Here is a 19,726-nt window from a genome sequence, read left to right as displayed (position 1 = left end):
AACAGGTTGTAATTTTACCAATCTGAAATCGAAAACCGGCAATCTGAAATATGCATTTATATTCTGCTTCCTTAACTGATTATAAAAGACTGGCAACAAAAGAAGTAAAGATCGGCGATCTGCTGCTGGGTAATATCCATCCCATCCGTTTGCAAACGATGACTACGACCGATACAATGGATACTATTGCCACGGTAGAACAAAGCATCCGCTGTATTGAAGCCGGTGCCGAGTTGGTGCGTATTACAGCACCTTCAAAAAAAGAAGCAGAGAATTTACAGAACATCAAAGATGAATTACGCAAAAGAGGCTACAACACACCGTTAGTAGCCGATATCCATTTTACACCAAACGCTGCCGAGATCGCTGCACGAATTGTTGAGAAAGTACGTGTGAATCCCGGTAACTATGTTGATAAGAAAAAGTTTGAACAGATCGAATATACTGATTCGGAATACCTGGAAGAGATCGATCGCATCCGTGAACGTTTTACTCCGTTGGTGAAAATTTGTAAAGAGTATGGAACGGCCATGCGCATTGGTACCAATCATGGTTCATTGAGCGATCGTATCATGAGCCGCTATGGTGATACTGCAATTGGTATGGTGGAAAGCGCTATGGAATTCTTGCGCATTGCACGTGCAGAAAGTTTTCACAATATCATGCTCAGCATGAAGAGCAGTAATCCGCAGGTGATGGTGCAGGCCTATCGTATGCTCATCAATCACATGATGGATGAGTTCAATGAATGTTATCCGTTACATCTGGGCGTTACCGAAGCAGGTGATGGTGAAGATGGCCGTGTAAAAAGCGCTGCAGGTATTGGTACATTACTCGAGGATGGTATTGGCGATACTGTGCGTGTAAGCTTAACTGAAGACCCCGAGTTTGAAATACCGGTTTGCAGAGACCTGGTGAAACGATATCAGCAAACTGAAAAACCAACAACAAAAATTCCGGCTATTTCCACTTCCGGATTACCTTATTCTCCTTTTGAGTACAAACGCAGGGAAAGTTTTGCAGTAAGCAATATTGGTGGTAAACAAGTGCCTGTTGTTATTGCTGATCTCAGTAAGCTTGATTCCATCACACCTAAAGAATTAGAGCGTGTGGGTTATAAATATGATGAAGGAACAGATAAGTGGAGCATAGGTGATATGGCAGCCGATTATATTTTCATTGCTAATCAAAGATTGAATTTTGAATTGCCGGGTACATTGAAAGTGATTGTTTATCCTGAAACATGGAAAGCATCTGCTGCAACCGTGGCAGGCGAACAGAAATACTTTCCCATTTTTGCTGATAGTGGTTTTGCTGAAGCAGAAGTGAAAAATGAGGAGATGAATTTCGTTATGATCGATTGTTATAATGATGACACAGCCCTCAACGATTATACCTATCTCGATGTATTGGCAAATGATCCAACTGTTGTATTGTGTTTAAGCAGTACGAATAAAAATGCGATGCAAAGTGTGCGTCGTATGTTTATAGAATTGATGAACCGTAAGATCAAAAATCCGGTTGCATTAATGACAGACAGTAACTGGCAAACGGCTGATGAACATCTCATTCATTATTCAACAGAGTGCGGCGCTTTACTGCTCGATGGTATGGGCGATGGTATCTGTTTAGGAATGAGTACAAAAAGTTATTCATTACAAGCTGCGAACTATTCGCAGAATACGGCCGGCAGAAATTATTTAAGCAACCAATCACCTGAACAATTCATCAATAACACGGCTTTCAGTATTTTGCAGGCAACACGTACACGTATTTCCAAAACAGAGTATATTTCATGCCCGAGTTGTGGAAGAACATTGTTCGATCTGCAGGAAACAACTGCTAAGATCCGTTCGGTGACCAATCATTTAAAGGGAGTGAAGATCGCTATCATGGGATGTATTGTAAATGGTCCCGGTGAAATGGCTGATGCTGATTTTGGTTACGTAGGTAGTGGTCCCGGAAAGATCACATTATACAAAGGAAAAGAAGTGGTGAAGCGCAGTGTGGATAGTGAGGTGGCAGTAGATGAACTCATTAATTTATTAAAAGAAAATAATGCCTGGGTTGAACCGGCATAAAAGAAAGCACATGAAAATAGGAAACATCATCGCAGGTATTTTAGTTGTTGCATCGTTTGCAAGTTGTACCATCAACGAAGAAATTGATTTGAGTACAGCGGGTAAAGGTCAGTATATAATGGCAGCCGATATGAGCCAGGCTTTGGAAATGATGAAGAGCATGGGTGGCGGACAAGTCCCCGACAGTATTAAAGACAAATCTATTGACACTACCATGTCGCTTGCATCACAATTAGATTCATTAGATAAACCGCTTTCAGCAGAAGACCAGGCGTATTTTAAGAACGGTACCTTGCACATGGTGATGAGCATGAATGATAATAAATTCAACATGGAAACAAAATATCCTGTGAAGGATATTAAAGACCTGCAAAAGTTTTTTAAAGCTTACTACTATGTTGATTCGGTAAATAAATCAAAAAAGAAAACACCGCAACCCGGTGAAGAAGCGCCGGAGGAAGGAGCACCCGGCGCAGGTATGGGCGGCTTGGCAAACGTGATGGGGAATATGCCATCAACAGCATCGCCTTATATCATTACCGATACAAGCATACAACGTATTGCACTTACCAAAGAATCAATGACCGAAACTTACGGCGATCAAATGAAAGGTGCCGAAATGTTTTTGGGCCAGATGGTGATGAGCGTTACGATAAAATTACCCCGACCTGTAAAGCGACTTGAAGGTAAAAGTGCAAAGCTGCTTGATGATAAGAAGACCGTTTTCTTTACCGCTTCCATGGCTGAAATGATGGAAGATCCTGAAAACGGAAGTTTCCTGATTGTGTTCTAAGTTCAGGACACACTAACTTTTTTCAGCAAAGGTTCAGCACGCATTCCACTGGCGTCACGGTAATCAACTAATTGTTGTTCTCCTGTTTTATTAAAATTGTAACGGTTGCCTGTTACACTTCCTTTTACTGTAAAACTGTTGTTACCTGTATATTCGAACAATACATCGTTCCACATTTTTGTGGAGTGTTGTTCAGTTTCCTGTACCTGTGAGGCGAATGATTGTTTTAAACTTTCCCGTTTACTTCCGCAGCAAGACATAACTCGATGATTTTAAGTTGAATTATTTTTTGTTGTTGCTTTAAAGAGAATACATGCTCCACCGCTGATGGCCAGCCATTGAATGATACCGGTTATCCAATCATTACTCATCCAAACAGCGAATGGAATTGCAATCCAGATGCTGAGACAATAGAAACAATCGAGCAGGGTTCCGAAGAACCCATGCCCGAGTTTTTTGCGAATGCGGATGATGATATCCCATGGCCCATCTTCTTCAGCCAGTAAATGACTGAGCCGCCATGTGGCAAGGATGGAGAGCAACAGTTTCAATGCATCACTCATTCATTATTTTCTTTGAATATAAAATGTCGAGCTTGCCTGGTAGGTTCCTTCAAGCCCGCTGTTATAACCATTTGTTCTTCGCACGTTGGCAGTTAAACCAAATGAAATAACTGCAAATTCTTCGTTGGGTTGTAACCATCCACCGGCAGCAGCTGAAGGTTGCATTTGTACCGTAACAAAACCTGTTGTTCCAAAATCGCCAAGTGTACCTGTGTAACCGGGGCATCCGTTCGCATCTGTGTTTGATGCATTACTTCCCGCTTTGAGTAATCCTGTTTTGTTTCCTGAAATACTTAATGGTGTGGTTACATTTACTTCCACATCGCTTGGACATTTGCTCATGCTCAATGAATAATCGTTGATAAAGCCCCATGCATCATTTGCTTTAAAATTCAAACGAAGGGGCGTGTTCATTTCTGCTGCTGTCATCTTATAAAGATTGCAAGGCAATGTTTCAAGTGGCGAAGTAAATTCAACGCCGCTTAATCCAAATTCAATTGGACGGTTGTTGATGTAAAGTGCAACGAGGTCTCTTGCATTTGGAACAAGATTTCCTTTTTCATCATATCCTTCAATTAAAAAGTAGACTTTGCCGGGAGTGCCTGCTTCATAAATTGCACTGTTGAGTTGCATGTACCTGTCTAAATTGGAAAACTCCCAGTCAACACCATCTAGATATACTTCAGACTGAATGTTGATATAGGCCGGTACAATTACAGCACCGCTTCCGTCAACATTCAATGATGTATTAAATGGTCCGGTAACATCGCCGCTGTAAAATGGAATATTTCGTTTTGAAAATTTCGGATGACGGTATTGTTGGTTGACGAATTGCCAACCGGTTCCAGGCTTGCGGTAACGAATGGTGTAATACCTGATAACAGCATCGCCTTTTTTGCGTTGCAGGTTAAACATGCAACCTTTTATATCGATGAGGCTTTTCCATGCTGCACAATCAATACTGAAACCTGCCTGTGAATTGTGTACACTGATGACACCTGTTGAACGAAGATGATTGTTGTAACCATTTCTGTCTAATGCAGCGGCTGATGTGCTTGCACTGGTATTTTGATTGCCACCAATAAATACATTACCTAAACTGCCAACGAGATTGCCATTGAAACAGAAGGATGATGGTCGCACAATATCAGCAGGGAAACAAAAATCTAAACGTTGCAGTTGATTGATGTTGAAATGCGGTGCACTTTCAAACAATGTTATTGAGGGATGAAAACTATCAGTGATCCTTACTAATACATCAGGACGAACCTGCACCAAACTATTTTCACTACCAGCAACATCTTCCTCCACTTCATGCACTACTTCACTAAGGCTTTGTGTAAAACGGAAAATATAATTTCCATTCATATCAGTAATAGCACTGCCAAGCATAGACGTATTCCCATTACCGATGTATGGTCCACCTGCAAGTTCACTGCTGCTTCTGTCGTATTCAACAAAGTTGAGTGTGAGATTATTGCCGGGATCGGTATTACAAATAAAACGAATGCTGTCTTTCAAATTTGCTAAACCGATCTTATCGATCATGTACCGGTCACTTGCAAGAGTTTTTGTATTGGAAAGATTTCTTGTTCCTGCAAACTCAAAATCACTGAGGAGATTTTGTGGTGCAGCAATTTCCTCTTTTGATTTTCTGGCTTTTGTTGTATCAGCAGCCTGGAAATTTGTTCTTGTATAAACATTTGCCACTCGTGGAGGTAATGCAACATCATCTCCAATATTGATCATTAATGGAGAGAAGAAAGGAGGAGGGTCTGGTTGTGGTATTGGTGGAATACGTTCTGGATATAATTTTTCAATGACTTCTCTCAATTTATCATACTTCAATGCATCGATTAATTGTTTGTACGTATCAATCACCACCCATCTTCTGCGACATGGATTAAAAATACAATTACCACTGTATACGGTAACATTACCATATAGAATGTAATCGCTTACCGAAGCAGCGGATGAACAGGTGAGTACAAGATCATTGAAGTCCTGATCACCACCGGCATCGTTACTTTCAATATCAAACCGGAACATGCCGGCACTGATGGTTGGGAACTTGATACGTGTATCTGATTGTCTGAAACCGGAACCCGGATCATTTTGAATGGCAATTAACCAATGGTTACCTGTAACGTTAACAGGTGGAGCGCCAACAACACCGTTATAAGTACCGTTACCACTTGATGCGCCAATAACTGTAAAGCGTTGGGGAAAGGCAGCGTTTTTCGATTTCACACTGATGCTCCAATTTCCCTGCATGGAAATAAACATGATGATAGGTTTAATAGATGAATAAAAGCTCTGTAGAAAATACTGTCTGTGTTGCGAGAGGAAAAAATTTTGCACTGGCCCCCATCATTGCATTTAAGCTGATAAGCCAGAGCCAGTGCAAAAATTAATTTATGAAACTGATCTTAGTCTGCAATGACCGGAGCCGGAGGGCAGCAGCGGTATTCCTGCGATTTCTCGAGCAGTTCAATTTGTTTGCGGAGTAAATCATTTTCCAATTGCATTCTTTCTTTTAATGCCGGCTCGCATACATCACAATCATCCAAACATCCTTTGGCAATTATACCAGGTGTTGGCAAAGAAAATTCCATTTCTATCTCAATGCTTTTCTTTGTTTCCTGTGTTACTTTTCCTTCCTTGTCAATTAGTCCTTTTGCTGCGAGCTGTTCATCAACTTCTTTCAATGCTTTGGAACGTGTTTCACTATCCAACGCCGTGCCAAAATCCTGATTAAAACCAATTGCTGTTTTTGTTAACAATGGAGAACGCAACAATGAAGTTGCTGTATCAACATTTGCATTGAATGAAGCAATGCCTGCCACATTTGTAAGCGCCTGTGTTTTTAGAAATGCAGTTGCAGGTATATCCTGCGCAACCAGTGAAATAGGAAGTTTTGGTGCCGAAGGTTCAAGTACTCCCCAAACAGGAGCACTTTCATCCAATACTCTTCTTTCAATAGATACGAGCTCAAATTTTATTTTTTGTTTTTTATTGAGCCGGTAAAACATGTATGTTACTGCATGGCATTTGTTATAATTCACAAACTCACGTGATGATGCTTCAAAATGATCTTCGCTTTCTCCTTCAATATGCGTTCTTGTGCTCACTTCACCTATTGAAACCGAATGAGCCTTGCGTGTTGCACTTACTGATTGCGAAGCCGCACTTTGCACATGTGTTTTTTGCTGGTTGAGAAAATCAGCAACCGAACTGCTGTTATGATTACCAGCTGCTTTGGTACTTGCACTGGCGCTGAGTGTAAATGGATTTACACTTCCTCCAGCTGAGCCGCTAAAATCCCAATGACCTTCTGATGAACTTTCTGCATGACCGGATTGTGACGCAGATGCATCGGCCATATACTTTTGAAAGGCTGTCATATAATACTGGTCTTCCGAAATCTGCTCATTGCGGTAACTCAGTTTGGTTTCACTGTCGTATGAAAAACGACTTCTTCTGTCAGTTGTCGCTAACCGCACTTTTTCTCCCGGTAACAATGTGGTACTATACACCGGGTCGCCTAAGGTTAAACCAAGTGTGCAACGGCTGAACTTAAAATGAAGAATTACTTCCACATTAATTCTTCTCCTGTTGCCGGGTGATACAGCTGTTGGATAATTAAGTACCCTGCTGAAACTGATAACATCGCAGTGGTCATCTTTGATCAATTCCGGGCAGCACGGAATCATCGATTTTTCGTGATCGGTTGTCATGATAATAAGGTTTAATAATAAATAATAACTGTGTAGGCATTTGCGGCAGGCAAATACATACGGATGGTCATGATACGTTGATGGATTTACGAAGTAGTGATTGGGTGTTTTAGCAGGGCAGGAGTTTGCTTACATGTAAACTCGTTGTTATGTGTTGTGAGTGTAAAAGTATGTATTCAAAAAGCATTTGTCAATACCCTAAATAGGTAAGTGACGATAATTTAATACTTAGAAGATATACTACTGCAAACCGTAAATTAAGCTGCTGTGGTTTCTTTATCTTTATTGCTTTAATCAAAATAGATGCAAACAGATTTTCTCGTTATAGGATCGGGCATAGCAGGATTAACATATGCCATTAAAGTTGCGGAAGCCTGTCCGGATAAACAGGTGTTGGTCGTAACCAAATCAAATGCTGATGAAACCAATACCAAGTATGCACAAGGTGGTATAGCTGTTGTTAACGACCTTGAGAATGATAGTTTCGATAAACATATTGAAGATACGCTGATCGCCGGTGATGGGTTGTGTAATGAAGAGATTGTGGAGATCGTGGTGAAAGAAGGTGCTTTGCGTGTAAATGAAATTATTGAATGGGGTGCACGGTTCGATAAAGAAAAAGATGGCGACTATTCTTTGGGAAAAGAAGGCGGGCACAGTGAGCACCGCATTCTTCATCATAAAGATGTAACAGGTGCTGAAATGGAGAGGGCGTTACTTGAAACCATTCGCCGGAGTAAGAACATTACTTTAGTGAATCATTATTTTGTTGTTGATCTTATCACGCAGCATCATCTTGGTTTTCTTGTAACGAAAGCAACCCCGGATGTGCAGTGTTATGGTGTGTATGCGTTGAACCTGAAAACGAATACGATTGAGATCATCCAGGCAAAGATCACGTTGTTGGCTGCCGGCGGAAATGGACAGGTTTACCGAACAACAACCAATCCTGTTATAGCAAGTGGCGATGGTGTAGCAATGGTTTACCGTGCAAAGGGCCGCATTGAAAATATGGAGTTCATCCAGTTTCATCCAACAGCTTTATACCAGGCGGGGCAAAAAGGACAGGCGTTTTTAATTACAGAAGCAGTGCGTGGTGATGGAGGTATTCTTCGTAATCACAAAGGCGAAGCGTTCATGGAGCAATATGATGAACGTAAAGATCTTGCTCCCCGTGATATTGTTGCAAGAGCCATCGATAGTGAAATGAAGATCAGTGGTACCGAACATGTGTGGCTTGATTGTAAGCATATGGATATTGAGAAGTTCATTCATCACTTCCCGAATATTTATGAAAAATGTAAAAGTCTTGGGATTGATGTAACTCAACATATGATTCCTGTTGCTCCTGCTGCGCATTACAGTTGCGGCGGTATTAAAACAGATGAGTGGGGGCGTACATCCATTAAACATTTATATGCAGCCGGCGAATGTGCAAGCACAGGGTTGCATGGTGCAAATCGTTTAGCCAGTAATTCATTATTAGAAGCAATGGTGTTTGCTCACCGTAGTTATATGGATGCGGTTGATAAGATCAAATTATTAAATGCTGAACAACCTGCATTGCCTGACTGGAATGCAAAAGGAACAAGTCAGCCCAAAGAGATGATCCTCATTACGCAAAGCTTAAAAGAACTGCAACAGGTGATGAGTGACTATGTTGGTATTGTGCGTAACGATAAACGTTTGCAACGGGCCATGCGCCGTTTAGATCTGTTGTGGGAAGAAACGGAAGATCTGTACCGAAGCAGTTCAATTTCGCCGCAGATCATGGAACTGCGTAACATGATCACAGTTGGTTATCTTATTACAAAAGGGGCATCGTTCCGGAAGGAGAGCAGGGGATTGCATTTCAATACCGATTATCCTGCTAAAAACCCATTACTTCAGAACATTGTATTGTAGGCTTTGGATGAAAAGGCTTAATCTTTAATTTCACGGCATGTATTATATCGTTTACGGTTTCCTGCGTTTACTTTCATTTCTTCCATTGGCAGTACTTTACCTGCTTTCTGATCTAGCTTACGTTATAATTTTCTATGTACTTGGCTATCGTAAAGAAGTAGTGATGAATAATCTCTTAACTGCCTTTCCTGAAAAAACAGAAGAAGAGCGAAAGAAGATCATGAAAGAATTTTATCATAATTTTTGTGATACGTTTCTTGAAATGATAAAGATGTTTTCCTGGAATACAGAAGATATTAAAAAAAGATTTGTCTGCAATATTGAAGTGATGAATGATTTTGTTGGTAAAGAACAGAATGTGCTGATCGTTTCAGGCCATTACTTTAATTGGGAAATGACCAATCTTGGCTTAGGGGCACTTTCAAAAATGCCATTCGTAGTAGTGTATATGCCTATACGTAATAAGGCGTTTGAAAAAATTGTGTACGACATGAGGAGAAAGACAGGTGTTATTTTGGTGCCGGCTACAGATTTTCAAAACAAGGTGCGTGAGCATACAAAAAAACAACATGCATTGACGCTTGTGGGAGATCAAAACCCCGGAAACCCTGCAAAGGCATATTGGACAAATTTCTTTACAAAACCAGCTCCGTTTCCCAGAGGACCGGAAAAAGGAGCACGAAGAGGTAACACTGTTGTTATTTATGCTGATTTTTATAAAGTGAAGCGTGGTTATTATAAATGCGATTTTGAATTGCTGACTTCCACTCCAAATGAATATAAGGATGGTGAACTCACCCGTTTAATTGTTGATAAAATTGAGAACTCTATTCGGCAGCGCCCTGCTAATTATTTATGGAGCCACAGAAGGTGGAAACATGAATGGAAAGAAGAATATAGAAAGATGTGGGTCGGTAAATAATTGTACCGTGTTTTAACGGTAAATAAAAATGTTTTAACGGTTTATGATTAGTTGAATGTTTTGTGTTTACAAACTTGTTAGTTTTAATTGTAAACCCAATTTATTTAATTGTAAACTACTACATCATGCCAGGAAGAAAAGTTTCAAAAAAAGAAGTCGTTCGACTTGTAAAGAAGTTTAAAAAGAGCGGCGAAAAGAACAACACCAAATCTGTTTGGTTTTCTTTAAGCGATATGCAAGAGGTTGTTCGATTAATTGGTAATTTGGATAATTCAACATCCGGCAAAACAGGTGATGGGGTGAGGTTATATTTTGGCCGTTATCCGCAAAATGCCAGTGATGCTTCAAGAAGGGATCGTAATACCATTGTGTTTGTTCCAACATACAAGGTTAACGGAGATAATACACATCATGACTTTATTACGCCGGATGAAGTAAGAAGTCTTTCTGATGAGATTGGAGACCCCGATACCGGTACCGAAGATGCATTGCTTACGATGACTACTGGTGAGGAAGGGTATAATCATGCTGATCTATGTCCTAGTGATTGCGGTGGAGGCAATGTTGGCGGTGCTTAATTTTATCTGATATATAATGCTTTCATTTTTCAAACTACATCACTATTTCGAAGTGTTTGCATTGCTAACCAGCTTAATTTGTTGGCGTTTCATAAAAGCAACGCCATTGCGCTGGTTAGCTTTCTTTTTGTTCTTTATAGTGTCAGTTGAGTTAACAGGAAAATATTATAAAGCCGTCTTGCATCAATCCAATGCATGGCTTTATAATTTCTCAGTGCCTATTGAATATTTGTTTTTTACCTGGCTGTTAAGCCAATATTTCCGAAGTAAAAGTTTCAAAAAAACAGCCCTGTTTTTCTTAGTGGGGTTCTTTGTTTTTGCGGTGTTACAGTTATCGGTTTTTGGGGAACTGGCAACTTTCAATACAATTTTCTTCAAGATCGGTAGTCTTGCAATGATCGTATTTTGCTGTTTTTATTTTATCGATTTCATGCGTGAGGAAGTCCCGGTGAATCCTGTGAGGGAACCTATGTTCTGGATCGCATCAGGGTTATTTCTGTTTAATGCCGGGGAGTTTTTGTATGTTTCCCTGTCGAATATATTATTCAGTGACTGGCAAAAATGGGAGCCTGTTATTAATCAAATCAATAACAACCTGGTTGTACTTTTATATGCAACTATTGCAATTGGTATCATAACAATGGCACGTAAACAATGGATTCAGAAACATCACAACTACTGATTTACTTTACAATAGCAATTTTGTTATTGGGATTTTTTTTGATCGTCTTTGTCATCATTTATCGCTTACGTATGAATAACTACCTGAAAGAAAAGGAGCAAACAAAGCTTCTTTATGAACAAACACTTCTGCAAACCCAACTTGAGATACAGGAACAAACACTCAAGAATATCTCGCAGGAAATTCATGACAATGTTGGGCAGGTATTAACGCTTGCAAAACTGAATCTTGCTACTACTGCTGTTGATGACTCGGGTGCAATGGAAAAAATAAAAACAAGTCAGCAACTCATCGGTAAAGCTATCCAGGATCTTCGAGATCTAAGCCGCAGTTTAAATACTGATTATGTAGAGGAAATGGGACTTCTCCGTTCCATTGAGTATGAACTCGAGTTACTTAAGAAAACAGGTAGTATTCAAACAAGCTTCAATATTTCAGGCGAAACCGAAAAACTTGATAAACAAAAGGAACTCATTTTGTTCCGTATTGTGCAGGAAGCAATGCATAATGTAATACGCCATGCGGATGCAGGGAAAATCAATGCAACAGTTGTATTTAATAATCATATAATGGAAATTTGTATTGAGGATAATGGCAAAGGGTTTGATCTGAAACCAATTACTGCTTCCGGAAACAAGTCATTTGGTCTTGGCATCAGGAATATGCATGAACGGGCTACATTAATTGGCGCACGGTTTTCTATAAACAGTGAACCGGGAGCAGGAACAAAACTTTACCTTCAGGTACCATTAAACGAAACGATTGATGAAGCAGGCAGAAAAAATTAAAGTAGCATTGGCCGATGATCACATCTTGCTGCGAAAAGGTCTTGCAGGAGTGGTAGATAGTTTTGGTGATTATGCAGTTTTATTTGAAGCCGATAATGGCCAGCATTTTACACAACAGATAAAAAAACATGGTGAGCCGGATATTGTATTGATGGATATCAACATGCCGGAAATGGATGGATATGCTACAGCACAATGGTTAAAACAACATTATCCGTTGGTGAATGTGATCGCTTTATCGATGTACGATAACGAAAATGCGATTATCAGAATGTTCAAAGCGGGAGCAAAAGGATATATTCTCAAAGACAGCGAGCCGCCGGAATTAAAAAAAGCATTGGACTCTGTTCATAAAAAAGGGTATTACTATTCTGAGTTGGTAACGGGGCGTTTGATTCATTCCATCAACAAAATGGATGATGATAAAAGCGAAATAAAAGCGCTTAATGAATTAAACGATCGTGAAATTGAATTTCTGAAGCATGCATGCACAGAAATGACGTATAAAGAAATTGCTGAAAAAATGCACCTCAGCCCAAGAACAATTGATGGTTATCGTGACACACTGTTTGAAAAACTTGAAATTAAAACAAGAGTGGGCTTGGTGATGTATGCAATAAAAAATGGTATTGTAACGATATAAAAAAGTCCCGCTATTAAAGCGGGACTTTTATTAGTTCAAAACACTTTTCTCTTTCTCTATTTTGATCTTCTGTTCTTTTATTTTATTGAATCCGCCCACCACATTACGCAGATTGTGAAAGCCCTGTCGTTTGAGAATGGATGAAGCGATTACACTTCTGTAACCACTTTGGCAATGCACATACAGGTTGTCTCGCTCTTCAATATTTGCAATTAAACCGGGATCAGTTATTTCACCCAATGGAAGATTGACTGCATCTTTCACATGGCCATCGGCATATTCAGTTTCTTTGCGTACATCAACCACAACAAGGTTATCATCAAATGGAAGATCCATTGCCAATTCATCTGCTTCCACATCAATGATAATATCAACCTGTTCTCCGGCATTGGCCCATGCTTCAAAACCACCTTTCAGATAGCCGCCAACTTTATCAAAACCAACTCTTGCCAATCGTACAATGGTTTCTTCTTCTTTTCCTTCATCACTCACCAACAAAATAGTTTCATCAAAAGGTAATAATGCACCGGCCCATTCAGCAAAACGTCCTTCAAGCCCAATACTGATTGAACCGGGAACAAAGCCCATAGTAAATGTATCTGCATTACGGGTATCGAGTATGAGTGTCTTTGGTTCGTTTGCTTTGTGTTTGAAAGAAGCAACATCAAATGCAGTAAGACCTTTCTTTAGCAGCGCATCCAGTGATCCGTAACCTTCTTTATTGATGCGTGCATTTACTGGAAAATATTTTGGTGGTGCATCAAGCCCATCTGTTACAGCTTTAATGAATTCTTCTTTGGTTGATTGTTGCAAAGCATAATTCGTTTGCTTCTGTTCACCAATTGTGCTGGAGGTTTCAGGTCCCATACTTTTACCACAGGAACTGCCGGGTCCATGTGCAGGATAAACAATTACATCATCTGCCAACGGCATGATCTTATGCTGTAATGAATCATACAATTTTCCAGCCAACTCACTCATGGAAAGATCGCCACCTTGTGCCAGATCAGGGCGGCCAACATCACCCACAAACAAAGTATCGCCTGTAAACACAGAATGATCTTTTCCTGTTTCATCTTTCAATAAGTAACAAGAGCTTTCAAGTGTATGACCGGGGGTATGCAACACTTCAATGGTTAAGTCTCCAACCTTGAATTGTTCGCCATCTTTTGCTACATGAACAGGGAACGATGTTTCCGTTTCTGGCCCGTAAACGATCGGTGCATTTGATTGCTGTGAAAGATCAAGATGACCACTCACAAAATCTGCATGAAAATGCGTTTCAAAAATATATTTGATCTTGGCATTTCTCTCCTTCGCCAGGTTAAGATAAACTTCAACATCCCGTAATGGATCAATAATGGCACAGTCGCCATTACTTTCAATATAATAGGCCGCTTCACTCAAACAGTTTGTATACAGCTGTTGTACGTACATAATACTTCTTTGCTTTTTTTGCAAAAATACGTTAGTCTGTTTAAACAGCCTTATGAGTGAGTATAGGTGTGGGAAAAGGTCAGGCGAGGAGTTGTGTTACAAAATCATTTACCTCCTGCAGTCTTTCATGATTTACCGTGTACCAGATGAATTTGCCTTCCCTGGTGGTTTTTACAATGTTGCTGCGTCGTAAAATGGCTAAATGCTGTGACGCAACTGATTGTTCAAGCCGGAGCTTTACATAGATCTCAGTTACGGTCATTTGACCATTTTCATTGATGAGTTGAATAATTTGCTGTCTTAGCTTGTGGTTTACAGAACGTAGAATAAGTGAAGCCTTCTTCACAGCATGATAATCCAGAGGAATAGGAACATTGCTCTCTTTTTTCTTAGTCGTTGCCATCGTAAGGGTAGTTTTGTGGTTTGGGTGATCTTGAGTGCTAAATCTAATACCCGTAAAAATAACAGTAAAATTACGTACTTGATAGTCGTAAAAGACATAATTTATATCTGCGTGGAATGGAACTCTTTACCATACACAGGAACAGAATAAGCGAGTGAACTGAAGCTTTTTTGTTCAAAAAGTTTATCAGCCAATCCCACCATATCTGCAGCATTCCAGTTAACATCTATAAAAAAGGCATTTGGGTGGAGGCAGATTGTCTGCCATTTAGGTGCACCGTCGCCAAAAAAGAAAATACGGGAGTTATCAAACTGACGGGCAAACGATTCAGGTGTGAGAACTAAGGCTGAAATAGGGGAAATCAGCTCCAGGTTGGCTGAATAAAGAGCGGTGAATACTTCCATCCGTCGGGCATCGATCATAGGGCAAAGCAAAGCCGTTTCGTCATTTTTGAGTATTGATAATGCTGCTGCACTCATAACGTATGTGGTTTCAATACTGATCAGCGGAATATCTAAAGCATATGCCAGGCCTTTTGCGGAAGCAAAACCTACCCTCAGACCGGTGTAAGATCCCGGGCCGGATGTTACAGCAATAGCAGCAAGATCTTTCAGTGTTTTATTGCTTTCATGCAGTAATGCATGAATGGCAGGCTGCAGAAATGAAGCATGATCTCTTTGATTTTGATTGGTTTTTACGCCGATCAAAACACCATCTTTTGCCAAAGCAACCGATGCATGCGTAGTAGACGTATCAAAACAAAGCAACAACGCCATATCAGTTTTGAAAGGTTTTGGTGAGAGAAGATGCAGGCTGATATCGGTTCTCTTTTTCTGCCAGTTTTTGTAAAAGACGGGTGATGCGATCCATTCCGATTTTGGTACCCCATTCGAAAGGACCCATTGGATAGCTGGTACCCGACTTCATCGCTGTATCAATTTCTTCTTCAGTTGAAACGGCCTCTTCACGGGCAAGAAAGGCTTCATTCACGATCATGCTTACTGTTCTTGCACTTGCAAAACCGGGTTCATCTGCCGTTCTTACAGAAGAGATAGCAAGTGTTTGAAATAGCTGCTGAAATTTCTCAATATGACTATCTGCAACCGCAAATTCAATACAATTTCTGTTGATGAAAGTTGGCCAATGATTAAAGCGGGCGATTGGCAATTTTGCATCCATCGCTAATTCTTTTAACGAAAATATTACTGAACCGATGAGGATGGGTATTGTGGTAGTTCTATATTGATCGATCGCTCCGGGATTATCTTCAACTGTCAGATCAATAATACAATTCGATGTATTCAGATCTTCGGATAATAATTCTCTTCTGGTAATACAGTCAATACCTGCAAAAGGGAATTCCTTTCCGAATAAATCTGTTACAGGTTGAGAGCTAATGAGAACCAAACGCATAACGGCAAATTTACAGGGAAGCGAAGTAAACACGTTTATTTCTTCGGCTAATAAAGTAAGTTTGCCGCATGATGGAAAAGAAAATTATACAAACCGATCAGGCACCTGCACCAATCGGTCCTTACAACCAGGCAGTAGCGGCAGGAGGTTTTTTATTTATCTCAGGACAGATATGCATTAAGCCGGATACCGGCGAAATGAAAAATGAAGATATCCAGGCAGAAACACACCAGGTGATGCATAATCTGAAAGCTGTTTTACAGGAAGCAGGGATGGACTTCAGCAATGTAGTAAAGACAACGATCTTTCTCAGCGATATGGCTTTGTTCAGTGAAGTGAACGAAATTTATGGCAAGTACTTCGATGGTGATTTTCCTGCAAGGGAAACAGTGGCTGTAAAAGGATTGCCGAAGAATGTAAATGTAGAGATCAGTATGATCGCTGCAGGATAAAGAAACAAAAAACGGTTGATCATTTGATCAACCGTTTTTTTGTTAGAGTCTTATTTCTTCGTCGTGGCTATCGAAGAAATGATATTCTGTAAGGTGATAAGAAGTATTCGCTCTCACCTTAATTTTCTGTTTGTATTTCCAGCTCCACTTCATGCGCTTCGACGGGAAACCTTTACGTAGATATGCTTCCATGATCGGATGCACTGCAATCATCAACTCCTTATGCTTTTGCATAACGAGATAGCTGATGTTCTTTTCAATTTCATCCTCAAGCACTAATGTTGCAGAAACTTTACCGGTACCATTACAGCTCGGACAAACTTCCTGTGTGTTAATGTTCACTTCAGGTTTCATCCGCTGGCGGGTGATCTGCATCAAGCCAAATTTAGAAATAGGAAGAATCGCATGCTTGGCTCTGTCGGCACGCATGAATTCTTCCATTGCTTCTGCCAAACGACGTTTATTGTCGGGCAGTTTCATATCAATGAAATCAACTACGATAATGCCGCCAATATCACGTAAACGCAATTGACGTGCAATTTCTTCAGCGGCTTCCATGTTCGTTTGCAATGCATTCTCTTCCTGGTTTGCACTTACACTTTTATAGCCACTGTTTACATCAATTACATGGAGTGCTTCTGTATGTTCGATAATGAGATATGCACCGCTGGCAAGGTTCACCGTTTTTCCAAATGATCCTTTTACCTGTTTGGTAACACCAAAATTATCGAAGATGGGAGAGCCATTCTGGTAGAAGGTTACAATCTCTGTTTTATCGGGTGCTACTTTTTGAATATAAGTGCGTGCATCGTTGTAAATGTTTTTATCATTTACAACAATTCGGTTGAAATCAGCGCTCAACAGATCACGGAGGATGCTGGTTGTTTTATCAGTTTCACCTAAAATTTTTGACGGAGCAACTGCATTTTTCAGATTCTTTTGGATCTGCTGCCACATAGTAATGAGGTTGTTCAGATCTTCATGCAGTTCAGCAGTATTCTTTCCTTCAGCAGCTGTACGAACAATAACACCAAAGTTTTTGGTGCGTATTGATTCAACGATCTTTTGTAAACGCTTACGCTCATCACTTGAATGGATTTTGCGTGAAACAGCTACAATATCATTGAACGGAGTAAGTACAACAAAACGACCCGGCAACGAAATCTCACAACTGAGGCGTGGGCCTTTTGCTGCAATGGGTTCTTTGAGGATCTGCACAAGGATATTGGGTTTGCCATTCAGCACTTCACCAATTTTTCCTGTTTTAATGATCTCGGCTTCAGTTTGAAACTTGCCAAAATCACTAATGCTTTCGCCTTTATCGTTGATAGATTGTGTGGTAAACTTGAGGAGAGAGCGTACATAGGGACTCAGGTCGGTGTAATGAAGAAAGCCATCTTTCTCAAAACCAACGTCCACAAATGCAGCATTCATACCAGGCACAAGTTTTTTTACTTTACCAAGGTATAAATCGCCAACGGTAAAACTGGCATCATGACTTTCCTGATGCAGCTCTACCAGCTTCTTGTCTTCTAACAATGCTATTTCCACTCCGGTTGGAGCAGAATTAATGATCAGTTCCTTATTCACTCAAAACGTCTTTTAAATTGAACTATGCTACTTCACCTGATCAGAAGGAAGGAGGCCACTGTACAGCAGATGTATACAAGCAAGCAGACAAATTTCTGCAATGGCCATAGCGAAGCAGAGTCCCGTTTAAAAGCGGGACTCCGTTCAATTCAGAAGATTATTTATTCTTCTTCTTATGACGGTTCTTTCTAAGACGTTTTTTACGTTTGTGCGTAGCAATTTTATGACGCTTTCTCTTTTTTCCGCAAGGCATGTTTAATACGTTTTACGTTCGTTAATAAATATGATTATAATAATTTAATCTGGTCTTCTATCTGTTTCATCATTTCAGGACTGCTCCTGAATTTCCCCTGTGTTTCAAGCGATCTTACTGTCTGTAAAAACAACTCGTATTTCTTTTTGGCATTTGCATTATCACCACTGGTTTTATAAGCATCTGCCAAACGAAGAATCACTTCGAGGTTTTGTGGTTCAAGTGCAAGCACTTTTTCGAATCGTTCAATAGCTTTTGGCCATTGACCACTGATGGTTGAACCAACACCCATCATGTATTGAGCAAAAGCATTTTGAGGATCTTTTTCTACTACCTCCCGTATCAATGCAATTCCACGCATTGGTGCTTCATTGCCGGCACCTCCAAAAAAGTAGGTACTGCCAAGGCCAACTTTGGTTGAATCGTTCGACGGATTTAATGCTAATGCTGTTTCAAATAACTCTTTTGCTTCTTTGGCCATCCAAACCTGTAACGGCTGTTCCGATACTGTTTGCAACTCCCTTAAAAACAAATGGGCAGCAAAGGTGAGGTTTTTCTCTGAATTTTCCAACTTAGCAGCCTCTGCAATGTATTTGGCATAAGGCACAAAGGCACCGATAGTATCCATCCAAAAAGCAGAAAGCTTGCGGTAAACCTGTATCTGTTGATTTTTTACATCCCCCCTTACCACTGAATTTTCCCATTCAGTTACCTTTTGTAACTGCTGGGTATTCAAACGTTTCTTGGCAAGACCAAGCATGGTGGGGAAGTCGAGAGTAACAGCCTGATTGTTAGCGGCAGTTGCCGGAGCAGAGGTTTTAGCATGATCATGCCCTGCATGATCATCTTCCACTTTTTTTGGAACGGTACGTCCGAAAAAATACAAAAGAAAAACTGCTGTGATTGCAGCAGTTACATAAATAATTTGTTGCCTGTTCACGCTTCAGAAAATTGAAGTGCAAAGCTAAGTTAACTAAGGCATTAAATACCTTGCGAAAGCGTATTTAACTTTCATCATCATCTCCAGCATCATCATTAGGCGCACCACCTTTGTAGCTGGTCTTTACTTCCTGCACAAATTCTTTTGCCGGTTTAAAAGCAGGAATGTAATGTTCAGGAATATGAACAGCAGTGTTACGCTTGATATTGCGGCCAATTTTTGCTGCCCGTTTCTTGGTAATAAAACTCCCAAAGCCACGGATATAAATATTCTGACCCGCAGAAAGAGAATCTTTTACCTCTTTGAACATTGTTTCAAGAGTAACAAGAACATCCACCTTCGGAATGCCTGTTTTTTCTGAGATTTGGTTCACAAGATCTGCTTTGCGCATGCTTTAAAATTTAAGGGTTCTGGTTATTATTGGTCTAATATCCTGAATAAATTCCAAAAAATGAAACATATCGGCCAATTTTTTTTAGTAACTGGTTGATTATGAACAAAAAATGACTACCTGATGTTAAGGCTTATTGCTGTTATTTTGCAGCA

General features: G+C 40.2%; 20 protein-coding genes. 9 read left to right on the top strand and 11 right to left on the bottom strand.

Translation table 11 applies throughout. The features are described from left to right. The first annotated feature begins 50 nt into the window (after nucleotides 1-50). Together ispG and H4075_RS17700 are read left to right on the top strand one after the other, a co-directional pair. Nucleotides 51-2,081, top strand: a complete 2,031-nt coding sequence (gene ispG, locus H4075_RS17705) for a (E)-4-hydroxy-3-methylbut-2-enyl-diphosphate synthase (protein WP_182802151.1) — start codon at nucleotides 51-53, stop codon at nucleotides 2,079-2,081. 10 nt (nucleotides 2,082-2,091) lie between these two features. Beyond that, nucleotides 2,092-2,874 carry a hypothetical protein gene (locus H4075_RS17700; protein WP_182802150.1) on the top strand — a complete coding sequence of 261 codons (783 nt, stop codon included), beginning with the start codon at nucleotides 2,092-2,094 and terminating at the stop codon, nucleotides 2,872-2,874. 2 nt (nucleotides 2,875-2,876) lie between these two features. Here the strand turns inward: H4075_RS17700 and H4075_RS17695 are convergent, their stop codons facing one another. The 4 genes from H4075_RS17695 to H4075_RS17680 all read right to left on the bottom strand — a co-directional run bounded on the left by H4075_RS17695 (nucleotide 2,877) and on the right by H4075_RS17680 (nucleotide 7,174). Further along, nucleotides 2,877-3,134 (bottom strand): hypothetical protein, encoded by a 258-nt coding sequence (locus H4075_RS17695; RefSeq protein ID WP_182802149.1) that lies wholly within the window; start codon nucleotides 3,132-3,134, stop codon nucleotides 2,877-2,879. A gap of 12 nt (nucleotides 3,135-3,146) precedes the next feature. Continuing rightward, complete coding sequence (locus H4075_RS17690; protein WP_255460225.1) at nucleotides 3,147-3,437, bottom strand: DUF1360 domain-containing protein; 291 nt, start codon at nucleotides 3,435-3,437, stop codon at nucleotides 3,147-3,149. Between the two features lie 3 nt (nucleotides 3,438-3,440). Continuing rightward, the gene (locus H4075_RS17685; protein WP_182802148.1) at nucleotides 3,441-5,723 is read right to left on the bottom strand and encodes a hypothetical protein; all 2,283 of its coding nucleotides are present in this window, start codon (nucleotides 5,721-5,723) and stop codon (nucleotides 3,441-3,443) included. Between the two features lie 143 nt (nucleotides 5,724-5,866). Then, a complete protein-coding gene (locus H4075_RS17680; RefSeq protein ID WP_182802147.1) occupies nucleotides 5,867-7,174 on the bottom strand; it encodes a hypothetical protein in 1,308 nt (435 codons plus the stop codon). A gap of 303 nt (nucleotides 7,175-7,477) precedes the next feature. On the opposite strand from H4075_RS17680, the gene nadB reads away from it, so the two are divergent. From nadB to H4075_RS17650, 6 genes are all read left to right on the top strand, one after another. Continuing rightward, nucleotides 7,478-9,079 (top strand): L-aspartate oxidase, encoded by a 1,602-nt coding sequence (gene nadB / locus H4075_RS17675; RefSeq protein ID WP_182802146.1) that lies wholly within the window; start codon nucleotides 7,478-7,480, stop codon nucleotides 9,077-9,079. Between the two features lie 37 nt (nucleotides 9,080-9,116). After that, nucleotides 9,117-10,001: a lysophospholipid acyltransferase family protein gene (locus tag H4075_RS17670; RefSeq protein WP_182802145.1), complete on the top strand. Its 885-nt coding sequence runs from the start codon at nucleotides 9,117-9,119 to the stop codon at nucleotides 9,999-10,001. A gap of 125 nt (nucleotides 10,002-10,126) precedes the next feature. Continuing rightward, nucleotides 10,127-10,579 carry a hypothetical protein gene (locus H4075_RS17665; RefSeq protein ID WP_182802144.1) on the top strand — a complete coding sequence of 151 codons (453 nt, stop codon included), beginning with the start codon at nucleotides 10,127-10,129 and terminating at the stop codon, nucleotides 10,577-10,579. A 430-nt stretch (nucleotides 10,580-11,009) separates the two neighbouring features. Continuing rightward, on the top strand, nucleotides 11,010-11,261 hold the full coding sequence (locus H4075_RS17660; RefSeq protein WP_182802143.1) for a hypothetical protein: 252 nt from the start codon (nucleotides 11,010-11,012) through the stop codon (nucleotides 11,259-11,261). Continuing rightward, nucleotides 11,234-12,049 carry a sensor histidine kinase gene (locus H4075_RS17655; RefSeq protein WP_182802142.1) on the top strand — a complete coding sequence of 272 codons (816 nt, stop codon included), beginning with the start codon at nucleotides 11,234-11,236 and terminating at the stop codon, nucleotides 12,047-12,049. The genes H4075_RS17660 and H4075_RS17655 overlap by 28 nt, the downstream gene beginning before the upstream one ends. Next, on the top strand, nucleotides 12,027-12,692 hold the full coding sequence (locus tag H4075_RS17650) for a response regulator transcription factor (protein ID WP_182802141.1): 666 nt from the start codon (nucleotides 12,027-12,029) through the stop codon (nucleotides 12,690-12,692). The genes H4075_RS17655 and H4075_RS17650 overlap by 23 nt, the downstream gene beginning before the upstream one ends. Before the next feature lie 30 nt (nucleotides 12,693-12,722). On the opposite strand, the gene H4075_RS17645 is transcribed toward H4075_RS17650, so the two are convergent. From H4075_RS17645 to H4075_RS17630, 4 genes are all read right to left on the bottom strand, one after another. Further along, entirely contained in the window at nucleotides 12,723-14,129 is a 1,407-nt protein-coding gene (locus H4075_RS17645) for an MBL fold metallo-hydrolase (RefSeq protein WP_182802140.1), read from the bottom strand. A 79-nt stretch (nucleotides 14,130-14,208) separates the two neighbouring features. Next, nucleotides 14,209-14,532, bottom strand: a complete 324-nt coding sequence (locus tag H4075_RS17640) for an ArsR/SmtB family transcription factor (RefSeq protein WP_182802139.1) — start codon at nucleotides 14,530-14,532, stop codon at nucleotides 14,209-14,211. 101 nt (nucleotides 14,533-14,633) lie between these two features. Beyond that, entirely contained in the window at nucleotides 14,634-15,308 is a 675-nt protein-coding gene (gene tsaB, locus H4075_RS17635; protein ID WP_182802138.1) for a tRNA (adenosine(37)-N6)-threonylcarbamoyltransferase complex dimerization subunit type 1 TsaB, read from the bottom strand. A 1-nt stretch (nucleotide 15,309) separates the two neighbouring features. Continuing rightward, on the bottom strand, nucleotides 15,310-15,945 hold the full coding sequence (locus H4075_RS17630) for a 3-hydroxyacyl-CoA dehydrogenase family protein (RefSeq protein WP_182802137.1): 636 nt from the start codon (nucleotides 15,943-15,945) through the stop codon (nucleotides 15,310-15,312). Nucleotides 15,946-16,013: 68 nt separating this feature from the next. Here H4075_RS17630 and H4075_RS17625 point away from each other — a divergent pair, with 68 nt between their 5' ends. After that, nucleotides 16,014-16,397 carry a RidA family protein gene (locus H4075_RS17625; RefSeq protein ID WP_327059380.1) on the top strand — a complete coding sequence of 128 codons (384 nt, stop codon included), beginning with the start codon at nucleotides 16,014-16,016 and terminating at the stop codon, nucleotides 16,395-16,397. A gap of 42 nt (nucleotides 16,398-16,439) precedes the next feature. Here the strand turns inward: H4075_RS17625 and H4075_RS17620 are convergent, their stop codons facing one another. The 3 genes from H4075_RS17620 to H4075_RS17610 form a co-directional block, all read right to left on the bottom strand. Next, nucleotides 16,440-17,987 (bottom strand): Rne/Rng family ribonuclease, encoded by a 1,548-nt coding sequence (locus H4075_RS17620; protein ID WP_182802136.1) that lies wholly within the window; start codon nucleotides 17,985-17,987, stop codon nucleotides 16,440-16,442. 287 nt (nucleotides 17,988-18,274) lie between these two features. Next, the gene (locus H4075_RS17615) at nucleotides 18,275-19,180 is read right to left on the bottom strand and encodes a tetratricopeptide repeat protein (protein ID WP_255460224.1); all 906 of its coding nucleotides are present in this window, start codon (nucleotides 19,178-19,180) and stop codon (nucleotides 18,275-18,277) included. A gap of 64 nt (nucleotides 19,181-19,244) precedes the next feature. Continuing rightward, on the bottom strand, nucleotides 19,245-19,571 hold the full coding sequence (locus H4075_RS17610) for an HU family DNA-binding protein (RefSeq protein ID WP_182802135.1): 327 nt from the start codon (nucleotides 19,569-19,571) through the stop codon (nucleotides 19,245-19,247). Nucleotides 19,572-19,726: the final 155 nt, after the last annotated feature.

This window comes from Lacibacter sediminis, assembly GCF_014168535.1.
GTDB classification, from domain to species: domain Bacteria; phylum Bacteroidota; class Bacteroidia; order Chitinophagales; family Chitinophagaceae; genus Lacibacter; species Lacibacter sediminis.
Note: the sequence above shows the minus strand (reverse complement) of the source record. Positions and strands in the feature narration are given on the sequence as shown.